Annotated in this window: 17 protein-coding genes and 1 pseudogene; 11 read left to right on the top strand and 7 right to left on the bottom strand. The window is 67.8% G+C overall.

Going from position 1 to position 17,464, the window contains the following annotated elements; all coding sequences use genetic code 11:
• The 4 genes and pseudogenes from D477_RS22650 to D477_RS10215 form a co-directional block, all read left to right on the top strand.
• A pseudogene (locus D477_RS22650) lies at positions 1-213 on the top strand (DUF3375 family protein); the annotation flags it as partial.
• Positions 210-716 (top strand): DUF4194 domain-containing protein, encoded by a 507-nt coding sequence (locus tag D477_RS21170; RefSeq protein WP_005268958.1) that lies wholly within the window; start codon positions 210-212, stop codon positions 714-716. The pseudogene D477_RS22650 and the gene D477_RS21170, both read left to right, overlap by 4 nt.
• A 29-nt stretch (positions 717-745) precedes the next feature.
• A complete protein-coding gene (locus tag D477_RS23255; RefSeq protein WP_005268957.1) occupies positions 746-964 on the top strand; it encodes a hypothetical protein in 219 nt (72 codons plus the stop codon).
• Positions 961-4,338, top strand: coding sequence for an ATP-binding protein (locus D477_RS10215; protein WP_005268956.1), 3,378 nt, complete (start codon positions 961-963; stop codon positions 4,336-4,338). Before D477_RS23255 ends, D477_RS10215 begins: the two co-directional genes overlap by 4 nt.
• Here D477_RS10215 and crcB read toward each other — a convergent pair whose 3' ends face one another.
• The gene (crcB, locus tag D477_RS10210) at positions 4,339-4,716 is read right to left on the bottom strand and encodes a fluoride efflux transporter CrcB (RefSeq protein ID WP_005268955.1); all 378 of its coding nucleotides are present in this window, start codon (positions 4,714-4,716) and stop codon (positions 4,339-4,341) included. It abuts the gene before it with no gap.
• Entirely contained in the window at positions 4,713-5,153 is a 441-nt protein-coding gene (locus tag D477_RS10205; protein ID WP_005268954.1) for a fluoride efflux transporter FluC, read from the bottom strand. The genes crcB and D477_RS10205 overlap by 4 nt, the downstream gene beginning before the upstream one ends.
• Before the next feature lie 111 nt (positions 5,154-5,264).
• On the opposite strand from D477_RS10205, the gene D477_RS10200 reads away from it, so the two are divergent.
• The 3 genes from D477_RS10200 (at position 5,265) to D477_RS10190 (ending at position 7,537) form a co-directional block, all read left to right on the top strand.
• Entirely contained in the window at positions 5,265-5,600 is a 336-nt protein-coding gene (locus D477_RS10200; RefSeq protein ID WP_005268953.1) for a GNAT family N-acetyltransferase, read from the top strand.
• A 144-nt stretch (positions 5,601-5,744) separates the two neighbouring features.
• Positions 5,745-7,112, top strand: a complete 1,368-nt coding sequence (locus D477_RS10195; RefSeq protein ID WP_005268952.1) for an MBL fold metallo-hydrolase — start codon at positions 5,745-5,747, stop codon at positions 7,110-7,112.
• Positions 7,113-7,141: 29 nt separating this feature from the next.
• Complete coding sequence (locus D477_RS10190; protein WP_005268951.1) at positions 7,142-7,537, top strand: hypothetical protein; 396 nt, start codon at positions 7,142-7,144, stop codon at positions 7,535-7,537.
• A gap of 42 nt (positions 7,538-7,579) precedes the next feature.
• Here D477_RS10190 and D477_RS10185 read toward each other — a convergent pair whose 3' ends face one another.
• The 3 genes from D477_RS10185 to D477_RS10175 form a co-directional block, all read right to left on the bottom strand.
• Positions 7,580-7,867: a DUF3040 domain-containing protein gene (locus D477_RS10185; RefSeq protein ID WP_005268950.1), complete on the bottom strand. Its 288-nt coding sequence runs from the start codon at positions 7,865-7,867 to the stop codon at positions 7,580-7,582.
• Between the two features lie 201 nt (positions 7,868-8,068).
• Positions 8,069-10,891: an aconitate hydratase gene (locus D477_RS10180; RefSeq protein ID WP_005268949.1), complete on the bottom strand. Its 2,823-nt coding sequence runs from the start codon at positions 10,889-10,891 to the stop codon at positions 8,069-8,071.
• A gap of 100 nt (positions 10,892-10,991) precedes the next feature.
• The gene (locus D477_RS10175) at positions 10,992-11,891 is read right to left on the bottom strand and encodes a glucose 1-dehydrogenase (RefSeq protein ID WP_005268948.1); all 900 of its coding nucleotides are present in this window, start codon (positions 11,889-11,891) and stop codon (positions 10,992-10,994) included.
• Positions 11,892-12,085: 194 nt separating this feature from the next.
• Here D477_RS10175 and D477_RS10170 point away from each other — a divergent pair, with 194 nt between their 5' ends.
• From D477_RS10170 to D477_RS10155, 4 genes are all read left to right on the top strand, one after another.
• Entirely contained in the window at positions 12,086-12,505 is a 420-nt protein-coding gene (locus tag D477_RS10170; RefSeq protein WP_005268947.1) for a MarR family winged helix-turn-helix transcriptional regulator, read from the top strand.
• 92 nt (positions 12,506-12,597) lie between these two features.
• A complete protein-coding gene (locus D477_RS10165) occupies positions 12,598-13,026 on the top strand; it encodes a ferritin family protein (RefSeq protein ID WP_005268946.1) in 429 nt (142 codons plus the stop codon).
• 2 nt (positions 13,027-13,028) lie between these two features.
• On the top strand, positions 13,029-13,844 hold the full coding sequence (locus D477_RS10160; protein WP_005268945.1) for a family 1 encapsulin nanocompartment shell protein: 816 nt from the start codon (positions 13,029-13,031) through the stop codon (positions 13,842-13,844).
• A gap of 93 nt (positions 13,845-13,937) precedes the next feature.
• A complete protein-coding gene (locus tag D477_RS10155) occupies positions 13,938-16,571 on the top strand; it encodes a multicopper oxidase domain-containing protein (RefSeq protein WP_005268944.1) in 2,634 nt (877 codons plus the stop codon).
• Positions 16,572-16,648: 77 nt separating this feature from the next.
• Here the strand turns inward: D477_RS10155 and D477_RS10150 are convergent, their stop codons facing one another.
• Positions 16,649-16,951 carry a DUF4193 domain-containing protein gene (locus D477_RS10150; RefSeq protein WP_005268943.1) on the bottom strand — a complete coding sequence of 101 codons (303 nt, stop codon included), beginning with the start codon at positions 16,949-16,951 and terminating at the stop codon, positions 16,649-16,651.
• Positions 16,952-17,108: 157 nt separating this feature from the next.
• Entirely contained in the window at positions 17,109-17,447 is a 339-nt protein-coding gene (locus D477_RS10145) for a hypothetical protein (RefSeq protein WP_005268942.1), read from the bottom strand.
• Positions 17,448-17,464: the final 17 nt, after the last annotated feature.

The following is a 17,464-nucleotide window of genomic DNA, read 5'->3' as shown; positions in this document are numbered from 1 at the left end:
GACGGGCGGGCCACCCTCGGCGCGGTGCTGGACCGGGTGCCGGCGGACCAGCGGCATATCAACACCGTCCGCGGCCTGGTGCTCACGGCGCGCAACACCGGGCAGGAGATTTCCGGCGACCTCTACGAGAAGGTCGCGTTCACCGAGCTCGGCGGCGCCGAACGCGCCGCCTATTTGCCGCTCATTACATTCATGAAGGAATCCGCTCAATGACCGCAACTGACTTCAGTTCCGACGTCGACCACGGCTACCGCGAGGAGCGGCGGCTTTTCGACGGCGACACGGGCACCTTCGCGCTGCCGCTGCGGCAGGCGATTGTGCGGCTGCTGCGGGGACCGTATGTCGACGGCGCCGCGGAGCCCCGGCTGTGGAGCACCATCCTGGACAACCGCAGCGCCATCGCCGACTACCTCTGCGAGATCTTCCTGGTGCTGAGCATCGACCCGGACCGCAAGATCGCTATGCTGACTCCGGCCGAGGTGGAAGCCCCGCACACCACTGCCATCCAGCCGCGCAAGCCGCTGCGGCGCGAGGAGACCCTGCTGGCGCTGCGGCTGCGGCTGCTGCTGGACCGGCACGCGGCTCGGGCACCGATGCGACGATCTCCCGCGCCGGGGCACGCGAGATCCTGGAGGAACACCGGCAGCCCGGCTCCGCCGACGACAAGCGGCTCGAGGAGCTCACTGACGCCTCGATCCATCGGCTGCTGGCACTGAAGCTGCTGCTGCCCACGGAACTCGAGGGCGTGTACCGGGTCAGCAACGCGCTGGCCATGGCCCTGCCCTTCGACCACATCGACGAGATCCCGCCGTACCTGGAGGCGCTGTCGCGGAGCAGCGGCGCCCTGCTCGTTGACATCGAGGAGCCGGCAGGACAGGACGACGACCCCGACACCCTGGAGATTGAGGACGCCGAAGCCGCCCCCGGTGCCGGGCCCGCCCCTGAGGAGGACGACGAACGGTGAGCATTGCGCAGACCCTGCCGCTGGGCGAGGAAATCAATCCCGGCCAGTACCGGCTGAGCAGCATCCAGGTGATCAATTGGGGCACGTTCCATGGCCGGCACGCCATGTACGTCGACCGCGCCGGCACGCTGCTGACCGGCCATCCCGGCGTGGGCAAGTCCACGCTGTTCGACGGAATCCAGCACATCTTCTATGCGGCCCCGCGGCTGAACGAGTCCGCCAACGAGGCGAGCAACCGGCAGGACCGGCGCACCACGTACAGCTACATGCGCGGGCGCAAGACCAAGACGGCCGCCGGGATCAGCTACCAGCGCCCGGGCGCAACGTGGTCCGCCATCGCCCTGGTCTACGACGACGGCCTGGGCCGCCAGGTCTGCATCGCAGCGCTGTTCGACCTGCCCGTCAACGGCTTGGAAGGCCAGGTCGGCAAGCACTACGTCATCCACAACCGGCCGCTGGACACAGCCGCGCTGGAAAACCACGGCGGACGCCGCTTCTCTCCCACCTCCCTCCATGCCGCCCTGCCGGGCTGTGAGGCGTTCGACGTCCACAAGTCCTTCGCGGAACGCTTCCGCCGAAGGCTCGGGATCGACAATGACAAGGCCTTCAGTCTGCTGCGCACCCTGCAGAACGGCAAGGGCCTGGACAAGGGTGTGAATAAGTTCTTCCGCTACGAAGTGCTCGACATCCCGACCACGCTCGCCGCGGCGGCCGGGGCCGCGGAGGACTTCAGCCACCTGCGCGGAATCTACCGTCAGCTCGAGGACGCCCGCGGCCAGCGCGACGCCCTGGCCAAGGTCCCCGGCCAGCACCGCCGCTACCGGGAACTTGGCGCGCAACTGCAGCGCAACACCGAGCTGGCTTCGGTCCAGCTGCCGTTGCTGAGGCAGCAGCAGGCGGCCTCGCTGCTGGCGGCCGAAACCGGGCAGCTGGAACGGCTGCAGGCAGAAACAGCGGCCAACGTCGAGGCGGAAGCGGCCGCGAAGGACCAGCTCCAGGACCGGGTGCAGTCGCTCGAGGACCGGCACGCCAGCCACGGCGGCCGCGCGATCGAGGCGCTGGAGCGGGACATCCGCGCCGCCCGCGTGGAACTGGAGCAGCGCGAGCGGATCGAGACGCAGGTCCGGCAGGAAATTGACGACGCCGGCCTGCAGCTTGAGTGGTCCGAGGCAGGTTTGGCGGCGGCGCGCCAGGAGGCTGCGCAGACCGTCGGCTCCCTGGCCGAGGAGGCCAAGGCCGCCCGGACGCTGGAGTATGAAGCGGTCGCCGCAAGCATCAACGCCAAGGACCGCGAGAAGAAGCTGCGGGCCGAAATCGCCTCCTACCAGCGCCGCGGCAGCAATATCGACGGTGCCAGCGCCACTGCCCGCCGGCAGATCAGCGCCGAAACCGGGATCGCCGCCGAGGACATGCCCTTTGCCGGCGAGCTCGTGGATATCAGCCCCGACCACCTGCCTTGGCGGCCCGCGGCCGAGAAAGCGCTGCGCTCCCTGGCCACCACGCTTCTGGTCCGCGGCGAGCACATCCGCGCCGTCACCCGAGCCATTGATTCCCTGCAGGCGCACGGCAAGCTGCGCTGGATCAACATCGCCGCCGAACCGAAGCCCGCCACGGCCGCGCCGGCCGACCTGGTGACCAAGCTGGAGTTCAAGAATTCCGACGCCGGTGCCTGGCTTGAGCGCAAAATCACCGCGGACTACGCCTTCACCTGCGTGGAGTCGGACGAGGGCCTCCACGCCGAGGACAAAGCCATCAGCCTCGCCGGAACCATCAAGCTCGGCCGCAGCACCTTCGAGCGCGACACCCGCACGGTCAATCCGGGCGACTACCTGCTCGGCTTCAGCAACATCGAAAAGATCGCCCAGCTGCAGGACCAGGCCGAGGCCATCCGGCAGGAACAGGCGGACGCGGCGGAGCTGGCCGATGAACGCAGCAAGGCCAAGGATGCCCTCGCCGGCCGGCTTGAAGCCCTGCAGCGCGTGGCCGCGGACAGCCGGGAATTCGCCGCCGTCGACACTGGCCCGCTGCGCGAAGCGCTGCAGGCCCTGCAAGACCGCCTGCGCGAAACCGTGGACAGCAGCGCCACTTTGGCCGAGATCCACGCAGAGCTCAAGGCGGCCAAGGCGGAGCTGGAATCCACCGTGGGCCGGCTGGCCGTGCAGCGCAACGAGCTGCAGGCCGTGGAGCGCCGGCTGGAGAAGTCCCGCGCCGCCCGGGACAGGACCGCCGCGAAAGCCGCCGCCAATCCCCCGGCCGACTGGACGGCGGAGGCCCTGGCGGCCTACATTGGCCCGGCCGGCGCGGAAGATTCCGGCGGGACAGGCGCGGGCTCGGCGGCGTCCGCCATGGGCGGCCAGGGCGGAGACTCCACGCAGCCGGCGGGGCTGGACGAGCTCGAAGCCCGCTTCCACGCCGCGCAGCTGCGGTTGCACGAGGAAGCCGCCACGCTGCGCGAGGAACTGCACCGCACCGAAACGGCACTGACGGACACGTTCAAGTCCTTTGCCCGCGACTTCGGCGAGCACTTGAGCGCTTCCTTTGGCACCGGCGTCGAAAGCGCCCCGCACTACGAGGCGCTCTACGAAAGCATCATCGACGAGGGCCTGCCGCAGCGGGAGGACGAGTTCCGCGAGTACTTCAACAACCGCTCGTACGAACGCTTCTCGGACCTCCTGCAACTGCTCGAGGAGGAGCGCCGGGCGATCGAGGAACGGATCCTGCCGCTGAACCAGATCCTCGCGGACGTCCCCTTCGACCACGGCAGCCGGCTCAAGCTCGAGGTCAGGACCACCATTCCGGACGAGGCCCGCACCTTCCGGACGGAGCTGAAGGAGGCGCTGGGCAACGCCTACGTGAAGCGGACGCCGGAGCAAATGGCCGCGAGCTACAAGGCGCTGGAGCGGATCGTCGAGGCACTGAACGATCCGGCCCGGCAGCACTGGCGCGACACCGTCCTGGACGTCCGCCAGCACGTGACCATCAGCTGCAACGAGCACCGGCCCAACGGCGAGGTCGAGACCGGACTCGAACCGGGCACCCTCTCCGGCGGCGAAGGCCAGCGCTTCACCTCGTTCATTATGGGCGCCGCACTGGCCTACCAGCTGGGCATCGCCAGCCAGGGCTACAGCAGCTACGGCACGGTGATGATCGACGAGGCGTTCATCCAGGCCAACTCCGAATACGCCGGCGCCGGCATCAACGCGCTGCAGGAGTTTGGCTTCCAGCTGCTGCTCGCCGCACCCGAGGACAAGGTGGACCTGTCCCGGCACCTGGGGTCCATCACCGACATCATCAAGCACCCGGAAGCCAACGTCTCCGGCTTCGTGGTCTCCGGCAAGTCGCCCGCCACTGCCACGGAGATCGTGCTGCGCTGACTATCCCGAACCGAGGGCGAGGCCGGCGGCCGCGGCGGCAACGGTCAGCACGACGGTTCCCGCCGCGTTGAACAGCCCTTGGCCCCAGTTGCCCTCGCGCACCAGGCGCACGGTGTCGATGCTGGCGGTGCTGAAGGTGGTGTAGGCGCCGAGAAAACCGGTGCCCAGCACCAGCTGCAGTTCCGGGGCCAGGTGTTGTGAAAGTACGACGCCGGTGAGCAGTCCCAGCAAAAAGGAACCTGTGGTGTTGACCAGCAGGATGCCCAGCGGGAAGGTGGTCCGTCCGGTTTTGGCCTGCCAGGTCCGGACTGCTCCGTCAAGGACAAAGCGCGTACCGGCACCGGCACCGCCGGCGAGGGCCAGCAGGAGCACCGTCATGGTTCCCTGCGCAGCCAGCGCGACGCGACGCCGACCCCGGCGAGGCTGGCCAGGAAGCCGCCCGCCAACGTCGCCAGCAGGTACGCGATGGCCGTTCCTGTTTGGCCCTCTGCCAGCAGGAGGTTCGCTTCGAGGGCCAGGGCGCTGTAGGTCGTAAAGGCACCCAGGAACCCTGTTCCGGCCGCTAACCGCACAGCCCGGGTGCCGGCGTCGTTCCTGGCTCCGAGCGCCAGGAACTCCAGCAGCAGGCCCAGCACAAAGGCGCCGGAGAGGTTGGCGGCGAGGGTCGCCAGGGGCCAGCCGGCTGCCGGCGGAAGCAGCAATCCGATGCTATGGCGGGCCAGGGCGCCGAGCGCTCCCCCGGCCATGACCAGCAGGACGGCTCCGGGTTGCAGGTGCTGCGGCCGCTGCGTGGCGCCGTCCGTGTTGGTGTCCATGGGCCTCCTGAAAATTTTGCTTGACCCATTGAACCTGAAGGCGCACTCTTACGTCTAAGTGGGTACCGGTGCGTATCTCCTCGTGCCGGGCTTGCCAGAGGGGGGATTCCAATGCCTGCCGTCCATGACGACCATCTGAGCGCTCAATTCACAATCTATTGGGATGGGGTAGTTGCCGGATCGCTGCGATACCGGCTTGAAGGAAACGAAATCTGGTTCCTCCGGACGACGATCGACCGCGGGTTCCGGAACCGGGATCTGGAAACACTGCTGGTGATGAACGCTTTGGAAAGCGCCCACCGCCGGCATCTTGCTGTGCGTCCGTTTGATCGGACGGTGCGCAAGACCCTGGTGGAACATCCGGAATACCACCACTTGCTCCCGCGCCGCCAGGGCTCGTCGGTACGGCGCCCCGCCGCACCGGCGCAGCGGATGGCCGTGAAGTAGGAGCTGCCGGCAGCTTACCCGCCGGTTTGGAGCCCGCCGGCGGGTTTGCTGTGCCTGCGGACAGCGCGCGGGCCTGTTCCGGCGGCCTGCCCGCCCCTTGCGGGATGGCGCCCGGCGTCCCATGATCGGAGCAGGAGGACGGCCATGGAAGTCACCATTATTGAAACTCCGCAACTGGGCGACCGCAGCTACCTGGTGCACGACGGCGAGGTGGCGCTGGTGATCGACCCGCAGCGGGACACGGACCGGATTGAGAAGGCTGTGGCCGATGCCGGCGTGCGGATAACGCACGTGGCGGAGACTCATATGCACAACGACTACCTCACCGGCGGCTTCCTGCTGGCGCAGGAGCATGGCGCGCTGTATTTGGTGAACGCGGCCGATCCGGTGCAGTTCGCGCGCGAGCCGATCAGCGACGGTGAGACGGTGCGGATCGGGAGGATGACTCTGCTGGCGGTGGCGACGCCGGGGCACACGCACACGCACCTGTCCTACATCGTGACCCAGGGAGCGGACCAGGCGGTATTCTCCGGCGGCAGCCTGCTCTACGGGTCGGTGGGCCGGACGGACCTGGTCAGCGACGAGGACACGGTTGGCCTGGCCCATGACCAGTACGCTTCGGCGCGGCGGCTGATGGCCCGGGCCAGGGCAGACGCGGGCCTCTTCCCCACGCATGGCTTTGGCTCCTTCTGTTCCTCCAGGCCGGCTAGCCGCTTGCGTTCCTCCACGATGGCGGAGCAGCTGGCGTCCAATCATGCCTTGACCGATCCGGACGAAGACCATTTCGTCCGGGAGCTGATCGGCAACCTCTCCGCCTACCCCTCCTACTACGCCCACATGGCTCCGGCGAACCGGCAGGGTCCCGGGCCCGCCGACCTCGCGCTGCCGGAGTCCTTGGAACCGGCCGAACTGGACCGGCGCCTGGCGGACGGAGAATGGGTGGTGGACCTGCGGCACCGGGTGGCCTTTGCCAGCAGCCACCTGAAGGGGTCGGTGAGCTTCGAATACGGCAGCGGTTCCAGTTTCACGACCTACCTGGGCTGGGTCCTGCCCTGGGACAAGCAATTGACCCTGGTCGGCGGACGCTCGGAGGTGGAACATGCCATCCGGGACCTGGCCAGGATCGGCATCGACGGTCCGGACGCCGCCGTCGGCGCAGACCCGGCGCAGCTCGCCCCGGGGACGTCCCTGGTTTCCTACCCGCGGGTCGGCTGGCTGGAACTGGCCCGGGACCGCACGGCAGATGAGCCGGTCCTGGATGTCCGGCGGACTGACGAGTACCGGAAGTCCCATGTTCGGGGCGCGGCGAATATTCCGGTGCACGACCTGCTGGCCCGAATGGACGACGTTCCCGCCGGGCGCCTTTGGGTCCACTGCGGATCGGGTTACCGGGCCGGAATTGCCGCGAGCCTGCTCCAACGGGCCGGCCGGGACGTGGTCCACATCGACGCGAATTTCGCCGAGGCCGAGGAAGCCGGCGTGCCCTTGGAAAGGGCGCGGCGGCAGCCCTGACTGTCGGTACGGATCGCTAAGGTGTTGGCATGGATTCCAACCTGCCTCCGGACGTGCACTGGCTGCACCGCCGCAGCGCCTCCGACGCGGCCGCAGATGCAGGCGCGGCGAGTACCGGCCCGGTCGAAGACGCCGTGGAAGTGGCCGTCCTGTTCTGCGAAGCCCTCCACGACAACCGCCACTACCGAAAGACCTTGGAGAGCCTGGTGGTCCCGGAGTCGCTGCCGGACTGGGGTGGTTTCACTGCCGCCGCCGGGATCGTCCGCTCCATCCCGGAGCCGGACTACGGCATCCTCGGCACCGATCGGGCCCGCGGCACGGTGGACGTGTCCGTCCGCTCGGGCACGGGCATGGGTGTACAGGCCGTCGTGGAGATGGCGTGGCACGACCGGATCGGTGCGTGGCTGGTGGCCGGCCTGCACTAGCATTCCGGCCCCCGGTCGCGGCTTCGGTTGGCCCGAACCGGCCTACCCTGCAGGCCCGGATCCGGCCGGTGCCATTTCCGGGCTGGTCGCGATGAACATTCCCGCCGCGATCCCCAACAGGCCGATTGAGGCCAGCGGCACCAGCGATGCGTAGGCACCGAGCACGATGGCGATGGCACCGCAAAAGGCCAGCAGCCAGCCGCCGAGCAACCGGCTTCGGTGTGGGAGCGCCGCTGGGGCGGCCAAGACTTGGACGAGCTCGGGGGCTTCGATCCTCAATTGCTGCTCAAGCAGCTGCAGCTGTTCGCGTTCGTAGTCAGAAAGCTGCATCGCCGTCTCCGACTCCTGTGAAGTCGGGACGCACGCGTCCTTGCGTTGAATATTCCATGGTTTTCTCCCGTGAGGGCCTTGCAGCCACCGTTGTGGCCCGGAACAGATTACGGAATTTCTGCTTCCACGGCAATGCACGGCGCGCCGGCGAATCCTGACTGCAGCAACACCGCGGAACACGGTGCCGCTGCGATCCGGTTGCTAGGCCGCCAGTTGGCGCAAAACGTACTGCAGAATGCCACCGTGGCGGTAGTAGTCGGCCTCGCCTGGTGTGTCGATCCGCACGTCCGCGTCGAACTGTTTCTGTCCGCCGTCCGCGGCCGTCGCGGTGACCCGGACGGTCCTCGGCGTGGTGCCCTCGTTCAGCGCCGTGACCCCCTCGATGGCGAAGGTCTCGGTGCCGTCGAGGCCGAGCGAGGATGCGCTTTCACCGGCCGGGAACTGCAGTGGGAGCACACCCATGCCGATCAGGTTCGAGCGGTGGATGCGCTCGAAGCTTTCGGCGATGACGGCCTTGATGCCCAGCAGCGCGGTGCCCTTGGCGGCCCAGTCGCGGGACGAACCGGAGCCGTACTCCTTGCCAGCCAGCACCACCAGCGGAATGCCCGCGGACTGGTAGTTCATCGACGCGTCGTAGACCGCGGCCTGGGGCCCGCCGTCCTGGCTGAAGTCGCGGGTGAAGCCGCCCTCGACGCCGTCCAGCAGCTGGTTCCTGATGCGGATATTGGCGAAGGTGCCGCGGATCATCACCTCGTGGTTGCCGCGGCGGGAGCCGTAGGAGTTGAAGTCCTTCCGCTCCACTCCGTGCTCCAGCAAGTACTTGCCGGCCGGCGTATCGGACTTGAAGGAACCTGCCGGGCTGATGTGGTCCGTGGTGACCGAGTCCCCCAGCTTCAGCAGCACCCGGGCACCCTGGACGTCCTGGACAGCTTCCGGCCGGGCCTGCATGCCCTCGAAATACGGCGGCTTGCGCACATAGGTCGACTGCGGGTCCCAGGCAAAGGTGTCCCCGGACGGGGTGGGCAAGGACTGCCAGCGTTCATCGCCGTCGAAAATGGTTTCATAGCTGGAGGTGAACATGTCCTTGTCGATGGACGAGTCGATGATCCGCTGGACTTCCAGCGGATCCGGCCAGATGTCCTTCAGGAACACGTCGTTGCCGTCAGGGTCCTGGCCCAGCGGGTCGTCCTCGAAGTCGAAATCCATGGAACCGGCGAGCGCGTAGGCGACGACCAGCGGCGGGGACGCCAGGTAGTTCATCTTCACGTCCGGGTTGATCCGCCCCTCGAAGTTGCGGTTGCCGGACAGCACCGCGGAGACGGCCAGGTCGTTGTCGCTGATGGTCTGCGAGATCTCCTCCTCCAGCGGGCCGGAGTTGCCGATGCAGGTGGTGCAGCCGTAGCCGACGATGAAGAAGCCGAGCTTCTCCAGGTATGGGATCAGGCCGGACCTCTCGTAGTAGTCGGTGACGACCTTCGAGCCGGGCGCCACCGAGGTCTTGACCCACGGCTTCGAGGCAAGGCCCTTTTCGACGGCGTTGCGCGCCAGCACCGCGGCGGCGAGCATGACCGAGGGGTTGGACGTGTTGGTGCACGAGGTGATCGACGCAATGGTCACGGCCCCGTGGTCCAGCATGAAGTTCCGGCCGTCCGGCATGGTCACTTCGACCGGGTGCTTGGCCCGGCCCGAATCCGGGTCCGTCCGCTTGACGGTCAGATGCGCGGGGTTCTTGATCTTGCTGCCGGCATCCGTGTAGGTGGGCGGGTCCGAGGCCGGGAACGACTCCTCGACGGCCTCGTCCACGCTCGGGCCCTCGGCTTCGACCTGCTTGTGCACGTAGTTTTCGAGGTCGCGGTGGAACTGCATCTTCGCATTCGCGAGTTCCACCCGGTCCTGCGGGCGCTTCGGTCCGGCGATGGAGGGCACCACGGTGGACAAGTCCAGCTCGAGGTACTCGGAGTACTTGACCTCCTTCGACGGGTCGTGCCAGAGGCCCTGTTCCTTGGTGTAGGCCTCGACCAGCGCGACGTTCTCCTCGGGACGGCCGGTCAGCCGCAGGTACTCCAGCGTGACGTCGTCGATCGGGAAAATGGCGGCGGTGGAGCCGAATTCCGGGCTCATGTTGCCGATGGTCGCGCGGTTGGCCAGCGGTACGGCGGCCACGCCTTCACCGTAGAACTCCACGAATTTGCCGACGACGCCGTGCTCGCGCAGCATCTCGGTAATCGTCAGCACCACGTCCGTGGCGGTGGCACCGGCCGGGATCTGGCCCGTGAGCTTGAAGCCGACCACCCGCGGAATCAGCATCGAAACCGGCTGGCCCAGCATGGCGGCCTCGGCCTCGATGCCGCCGACGCCCCAGCCCAGCACGCCGAGCCCGTTGACCATGGTGGTGTGCGAATCCGTGCCGACGCACGTGTCCGGATAGGCCTGCAGCGCGCCGTCAACCTCGCGGGTCATCACGGTGCGGGCGAGGTACTCGATGTTGACCTGGTGCACGATGCCCATGCCGGGCGGCACCACCTTGAAGTCGTCGAACGCGGTCTGGCCCCAGCGCAGGAACTGATAGCGTTCACCGTTGCGCTGGTACTCGATCTCGATATTCCGCTCGAGCGCCTGGGCGTTGCCGAAGACGTCGATCTGCACGGAATGGTCGATCACCAGTTCGGCCGGGGCCAGCGGATTGACCCGCTTCGGGTCGCCGCCGAGGTCCGCCACGGCCTCGCGCATGGTGGCCAGGTCCACGACGCAGGGAACGCCGGTGAAGTCCTGCATGATCACGCGGGCCGGGGTGAACTGGATTTCGGTGGCAGGTTCTGCCTCCGCGTCCCAGCGGGCCAGCGCGTTGATGTGCTCGGCAGTGATGTTTTCGCCGTCCTCGGTGCGCAGCAGGTTTTCCAGCAGCACCTTGAGGCTGTAGGGCAATTGCTCTGCCCCGTCGACGGCGTTGAGCCGGAAGATCTGGTAGCCGGTTCCGGCAACATCCAGCGTGCCCTGTGAACCGAACGAATTGACTGAAGCCATGGTTGGATCCCTTCGAAGACCGACGGGTGGGGCTAGGACTAAGGCTATTTCGCCGCCCGCCGTTTGTATATGGACCGGGCGTGTCTACGGACGAGGCGGCTCAGGCCAGGTGCATGCCCCCGGTGACCCCGATGATTTCGCCCGAGACATACCGCGCGTCATTGGACGCCAGGTAGACGAAGGCTCCCGCCACCTCGGCCGGCTGCCCGGCGCGGCCCAGCGGTGTGGCGTCGCCGAACTTCTCCAGCTTCTCCTCCGAGGTGGTGGCCGGCTGCAGCGGCGTCCAGATCGGGCCCGGGGCCACCGCGTTCACCCGAATGCCCTTCGGTCCGAGCAGCTCAGCCAGGCTGAAGGTCAGGTTGTTCAGCGCGGCCTTGGTCGCGGCGTAGTCCATCAGCCCGGTGGAGGGATGGTGGCCCTGGATCGAGGTGGTGTTGATGATGACGGCTCCCGGCGACAGGTGCGGCAGGGCCGCCTGGATCATCCAGACGGTGCCGTAGACGTTGGTCTCGAACGTCCGGCGCAGCTGGTCCGGGCTGATGTCCGCGATGCCGCCGGGCTGCTCGAGGTGGTAGCCGGCATTGTTGACCAGGATGTCCAGTCCGCCGAACTCCCCGACGACTTCGCCCACGGCCTTCGCCGCATAGTCCTCTTCGCGCACATCACCGGGAACCGCGAGCGCGTTGCGGCCCTCGGCCAGGATCAGTTCGAGGCAGTCCTGTCCGTCTTCCTCCTCTTCCTTCAGGTAGGAAATAGCGACGTCGGCGCCCTCCCGTGCGAACGCGAGCGCGACGGCGCGGCCAATGCCGGAGTCACCGCCGGTGACCAGGGCCTTCTTGCCCTTGAGCCGGTCATTGCCCCGGTAGCTGTCCTCGCCGTGGTCCGGCCGCGGCTCCATCTCCTTGGTGAAGCCTGGATACTCCTGGGTTTCGGTGGAAACGTCGACGGCCGGCTCCCGCGGATTGTCCTCATCCAGCGTTCCATGCGGCTCCTGGCTCATGCTCTCCTCCTTGCGTGGGACAGGGCAGGTACCGATACAGGCTGCGCGCCCCGGCTGCAGCCTGCGCCGGCACCGGGATCTGCCCCTCACGCTATTAGCACCCCGGCGCAGCGGCAAGGCCCGAGCCCAACCCGCCCTCCGCCGTCGTACTTGCCCCCTGCCCGCGGGGTTGACCCGGTTTGTAAGGTGGGTTCATGGCAGCACATCGTCCCATCGGGTTCTGGCTCAGGCTGGTGGACGGCCTGATCAACGAACAGTTCGACGCCATGGTCGAAGAGCACGGCGTCACGCGCCGGCAGTGGCAGATCCTCAACGTCCTGGCCGAGCAGCCGGCGACCGCGGGTGAGCTCAACGAGGCGCTGAAGCCGTTCTTCAGCCAGACGGCCGATGAGTCCTCGGCCGAACACCTCGAGGAGCTGCTGGAGAGCGGATGGGTGTCCGACGACGGCGGCCGCTACCGGCTGACCGAGCTGGGCAGCAACAGCCTGGCGTCGCTGGGCGAAGTGGCGGACCGGAACCGGGAGAAGATCACCGCCGGAGTCTCCGCCGACGAGTACGAAGCGGCGCTGGATGTGCTGCAGCGGATGGCCCGCAACCTCGGCTGGGAGGGCTGAGCGCTTCAGGGTAGTCAACCCCGGCATGCGTCGCTAGGCTGGCTCGTAGGCACTGTGCACGGTTTGCGAAGACCAACGTCAAGGGGTGTCCGATGGGTTTTGACCAATACCATGAGCCGGCCGGAGAGCTCTCGGCCGAGACCCGGACTTTCGCGCGGATGTGCGCCAGCCTGACCGAGGAAGCCGAGGCCATCGGCTGGTATGAACAGCGGATTTCGCTGGAGCCGGACCCGGCCGCGCGCGCCATCCTCGAGGACTCGATGGGCGAGGAATTCAAGCACTTCAGCATGGACCTGGAGTTCCTGCTGCGCCGCAAGCCGAAGTGGCGCGAGACTGCCCGCGGTGTGCTGTTCCGGGACGGCGACATCGTGCAAAACGGCGAAGCCGCGGAGACGGCAGCGTCCGCACCGGACGGGCCTTCCGCGCCGGACTCGCCTGGCGCGCCGGAATCGCCTGGCGCGCCGACCCCGCCGGCCCGGCCTGATCCCTCGCTCGGCATCGGAAGTTTGAAGGAGCTATAGCCATGGCCAGGAACCATCTGCTGCGTGAGTACGCACCGATTTCCGACGGCGGCTGGCGGCTACTCGACGAGGAGGCCAGGCAGCGGCTCACCGTCGCGCTGGGCGCGCGGAAGCTGGTCGATTTCAAGGGGCCGTTCGGCTGGGAATACTCGGCCACCAACCTGGGCCGGACGGACGACGTCGCGGGCGCGCTGGCCGAGGGCGTTTCGGCGCTGCGCCGGCGGATCCTGCCGCTGGTCGAGGTGCGGGCGGACTTCACGGTGTCCCGCCGGGAACTGCTGGACCATGACCGCGGCGCCGCGGACGTGGACCTGTCCGACCTGAACGAGGCGGCGCTGCGGATTGCCAGCGCGGAGAATGTTGCGGTGTTCCACGGCTGGCAGGATGCGGGCATCAAAGGCGTCACGGAGGCAACGCCGCTGGATCCGGTGCCGCGGGTGGAGGACTTCAACGACTATCCGAAGCGGATCGCCAAGGCCGTCGCGGTGTTGCTGAAGGAAGGCATCAGCGGCCCGTTCGGGCTGGCGCTCGGACCCGGGCACTACACCGCCGTCATCGAAACCGCCGAGCGCGGCGGCTACCTGCTGGCCGAGCACCTGCGCCGCATCCTGGACGGCCCGATTGTCTGGGCCCCGGGCGTGCGCGGTGCCATCGTGATGAGCCTGCGCGGCGGCGATTTCCTGTTCGAATCCGGCCAGGACCTCTCGCTCGGCTACGACCACCATGATGCCGACAACGTCCATCTCTACATCGAAGAGTCCTTCTCTTTCCGGGTGGCGACACCGGAGGCTGCGATCCACCTGACCAGCAGCAGCTGACGCTCCGGGCTGCGGGCCAGGGTCCGGGACAGCAGGGCGGACCCCGCTCACTAGAATGGAAGTGCTCCGTTCCGGCTCAAGAAACCAGCGCCCATGACCCTGCCTGCACCGACCCGTCCCGCCAAATCCGCCCGCGCCTCCTGGCACCGCAAGGCCAGCCTGCCGGTCACTGTCTGGTTCGTGCTGCTGATCGTGCTGGCCTTCGTGCACCCGTTCGTCCCGGAATCGCGCTGGCTGCTGGTCCACATGTTCACGCTGGGCATGGTCACGAACTCCATCCTCATCTGGAGCCAGCACTTTACCGAGGCCCTGCTGAAGAACCGGCTGCCGGATTCCGCCCGGCGTGTGCAGCTGCTGCGGCTCCGGATCATGAACGCCGGCATCGTGGTGACGATCGCGGGCATCCTCCCTGGCATCTGGCCGCTGACCCTGGCCGGCGCCGTGCTGGTGGGCGGGGCGGTGGCCTGGCATGCCGTGCACCTGATGCTGCAGTTGCGGCGGGCCTTGCCGGCCCGGTTCTCCACCACGGTCAGGTTCTATATCGCCGCCGCGCTGCTGCTTCCGGTGGGCGCGGCCTTCGGCGCGGTGATGGCCTACGGGCTCGACGACGCCGCGCACGCCCGCTTCCTGCTCGCCCACCAGGCCACCAACCTGCTGGGCTTCGTCGGACTGACCATGGTCGGGACGCTCATTACGCTGTGGCCGACCATCCTGCGCACGCGGATGACCGTCGGGATGGAGGTGGCCGGCTGGCGCAGCCTGGTCGCCATGGCCGCAGGCCTGGCGGTCTGCGTGCTTGGTGCCCTCGCCGGGCTCGCTCCGGCCGCTGCCTTCGGCGTGGTGCTGTACGTGCTGGGCATCGGCTACATCGGCGTGCACTTCGTCCGCTGCGCCGTAGCCAGTCCGCCTACCGATTTCCCTGCACTGTCCGTCGGCGCGGGCCTGTTGTGGCTGGCTGGTTCACTGATCGCACTGGCCGCGGTGCTGCTGAACGGGCCGCTCGAGCCGGCGCGGCTGGAAGCGCTGACTGTCCCGTTCGCCGCAGGTTTCGTGGCGCAGGTCCTGCTCGGTGTCATGGCCTACCTGATGCCGACGATCATGGGCGGCGGCCCTGCCACCGTCAAGGCGGCCGGCGCGGAGATGGGCCGCGCCGCAATGCTGCGCCTCGCCGTCGTAAATTGTGGCCTGGTGGTCTGCCTGCTGCCGGTCCCGGGCTGGGCCCGCGTGATCGTCTCCGTGCTCATCCTGCTGGCCTTCGCCTCGTTCCTGCCGCTGATGTTCCGCTCCGTCAGGATCTCCGTGGCAGGGCGCAAGGCGATGATGGCCAACGCCGGCAAGCCGCTGCCGCTGCAGACCGGCCAGGCGCCCAAGCCGGCTAACCACCTGGCGTGGGGCGCGTCCGGGCTGGTGCTGGTGCTCCTGGGCACGCTCAGCGGGATCGCGCTCGAACCCGGTGCACTTTCCGGGGGCGCCCGGCAGGCCGCCACTGTGGCGCCGACCGGCGAAACCACCACGGTCCGGGTCTCCGCAGCGGACATGCGCTTCACCCCGTCCTCGGTGGAGGTTCCGGCGGGAAACCGGCTGGTCATCGAGCTGACCAACGACGACCCCTCCACGGTGCATGACCTGCGGTTGGTGACGGGCCCGGAGTCCGGCCGGCTGCATCCGGGCGAATCCGCGACCATCGACGCCGGCATTATCGGCGCGGACGTGGACGGCTGGTGCACCGTGGTCGGGCACCGCAGCCAGGGAATGGTCTTCGACGTCAATGTCATCGGCGGACCAGCGTCCGGGGAGGAGGCGCCCGCGTCGGGCCACACGGGGCATACCGCTAACGACGGCGGTGCGGTGCCGTCCATCGATTTCCTGGCGCCTCCGGGCACGGATTACGTTCCGCGGGCCGCCGACCTGGAACCGGCGGCAGAGGGCACAACCCATCGGCTGACCCTGGACGTGGAGGAACTGGCCCAGGAAGTTGCACCGGATGTCCGGCAGCAGGCCTGGACGTTCAACGGCAGGGTGATGGGGCCGACGTTGCGCGGGAAGGTCGGCGACAGATTCGAGATCACGCTGGTCAACCGCGGCAGCATGGGCCACTCGGTGGATTACCATGCCGGCGCCGTCTCGCCGGATGAGCCGATGCGCACCATTCCACCGGGAGAATCGCTGGTCTACGAGTTCACTGCCAGCCGGTCTGGAATCTGGCTCTACCACTGCGGCACCGCACCGGTCTCGGCGCATATTGCCGCCGGGCTGTTCGGTGCGGTCCTTATCGATCCGCCCGGCCTGCCGGACGTTGACCGCGAGTTCCTGCTGGTCCAGTCCGAGACCTACCTCGGCGAACCGGACGCGCCGGTCAATGTCGGCAAAATCCAGGCCGAGGAGCCGGACATTGTGATGTTCAACGGCCACGCCACTCAGTATCGGCACCACCCGCTCGCGGCCGCTGCCGGGGAGCGCGTGCGGATCTGGGTCCTCAATGCCGGGCCCTCCCGCGGGACAAGCTTCCATGTCATCGGCGGCCAGTTCGACGCTGTCTTCAAGGAAGGCGCGTGGCTGCTGGAGCCGGACAATCCGGGGCAGGGCGGGGCGCAGGCCCTGGATTTGTCCGCTGCCCAAGGCGGCTTTGCCGAGCTGGAGTTCGCGAAGCCCGGCCGCTACACCTTCCTCAGCCATGCCCTGGTCGATGCCGAGCGCGGGGCGCTGGGATTCATCGACGTCGAATGACGGCCCCAACGGGCCATCCACCAACAAACCCCGCGCTGGGACCAGCACGGGGTTTGGATTGATGGTGCGGCGGAGGCTTAGCCTTCGCAGTCGCGGCAGTACTGCTCGCCGTTCTTTTCGCGGGCTACCTGGCTGCGGTGGCGGACCAGGAAGCAGGAAGCGCAGGTGAATTCGTCCTCGCGGGGCGGGACCACCTGGACTACCAGTTCCTCGCCGGAAAGGTCGGCACCGGGGAGGTCGATGCCTTCAGCGGTATCCGAATCCTCAACATCGATGATTGCGGTTTTCGCTCCGCCGCCGCGCTGAGCCTGCAGCGCTTCCAGGGACTCGTTATTCTGGTCTTCGTCCTTGTTGCGGGGTGCGTCGTAGTCGGTTGCCATGCGGGTCTAGAACTCCTGAAGCTGTTGTCGTATTGACGAGGTGTCGGCCCATTTTAGCGTCCTAAACGGATAAATCAACATCTATTTTCCTCGTCGCCCCGGACAACGCACGGCGACAGCCAATAATTCCCGCTTTCGGGTGTGGCCGGCAGATTCCTCAGCGCGGCTGCGACGGGTTGGTCGGCACGCCCTGCGAAGGCGGGTTAACGGGCGGGCCGGCCGTCTCCGGGCGCACCGGTGAGCCGCCGTGGGCTTGGCTGACTTCGGGAGTGTCCGGGTTAGCGGTCCCGCTCGGCTCGGCCCCGTTGCGCAGGGCTTCTATCCGCTGCTGCAGGACCTGCACGACCGGCAGCCGGTTGCCGTGGGCTTTCTCATAGTCCAGCAGCTCTGCCACCTGCTGCTCGCTCAACCCGGTGATCCGTGTTGGCAGGGTGCCTTGCGGAATATGGTCGTAGTCCGGCAGGGGCAGCTCATTATGCGCTTTCGACTCGTTCATGGGTTGAGCCTAGCCAC

This window comes from Arthrobacter crystallopoietes BAB-32 (genome assembly GCF_000328305.2).
GTDB lineage: Bacteria > Actinomycetota > Actinomycetes > Actinomycetales > Micrococcaceae > Crystallibacter > Crystallibacter crystallopoietes_A.
Note: the sequence above shows the minus strand (reverse complement) of the source record. Positions and strands in the feature narration are given on the sequence as shown.

Coding starts and splice junctions, on each gene's coding strand:
- D477_RS21170 (WP_005268958.1), top strand. CDS start 210: ATGACCGCAACTGACTTCAGTTCCGACGTCGACCACGGCTACCGCGAG.
- crcB (WP_005268955.1), bottom strand. CDS start 4,716: ATGACGGTGCTCCTGCTGGCCCTCGCCGGCGGTGCCGGTGCCGGTACG.
- D477_RS10205 (WP_005268954.1), bottom strand. CDS start 5,153: ATGGACACCAACACGGACGGCGCCACGCAGCGGCCGCAGCACCTGCAA.
- D477_RS10200 (WP_005268953.1), top strand. CDS start 5,265: ATGCCTGCCGTCCATGACGACCATCTGAGCGCTCAATTCACAATCTAT.
- D477_RS10195 (WP_005268952.1), top strand. CDS start 5,745: ATGGAAGTCACCATTATTGAAACTCCGCAACTGGGCGACCGCAGCTAC.
- D477_RS10190 (WP_005268951.1), top strand. CDS start 7,142: ATGGATTCCAACCTGCCTCCGGACGTGCACTGGCTGCACCGCCGCAGC.
- D477_RS10185 (WP_005268950.1), bottom strand. CDS start 7,867: ATGCAGCTTTCTGACTACGAACGCGAACAGCTGCAGCTGCTTGAGCAG.
- D477_RS10180 (WP_005268949.1), bottom strand. CDS start 10,891: ATGGCTTCAGTCAATTCGTTCGGTTCACAGGGCACGCTGGATGTTGCC.
- D477_RS10175 (WP_005268948.1), bottom strand. CDS start 11,891: ATGAGCCAGGAGCCGCATGGAACGCTGGATGAGGACAATCCGCGGGAG.
- D477_RS10170 (WP_005268947.1), top strand. CDS start 12,086: ATGGCAGCACATCGTCCCATCGGGTTCTGGCTCAGGCTGGTGGACGGC.
- D477_RS10165 (WP_005268946.1), top strand. CDS start 12,598: ATGGGTTTTGACCAATACCATGAGCCGGCCGGAGAGCTCTCGGCCGAG.
- D477_RS10160 (WP_005268945.1), top strand. CDS start 13,029: ATGGCCAGGAACCATCTGCTGCGTGAGTACGCACCGATTTCCGACGGC.
- D477_RS10155 (WP_005268944.1), top strand. CDS start 13,938: ATGACCCTGCCTGCACCGACCCGTCCCGCCAAATCCGCCCGCGCCTCC.
- D477_RS10150 (WP_005268943.1), bottom strand. CDS start 16,951: ATGGCAACCGACTACGACGCACCCCGCAACAAGGACGAAGACCAGAAT.
- D477_RS10145 (WP_005268942.1), bottom strand. CDS start 17,447: ATGAACGAGTCGAAAGCGCATAATGAGCTGCCCCTGCCGGACTACGAC.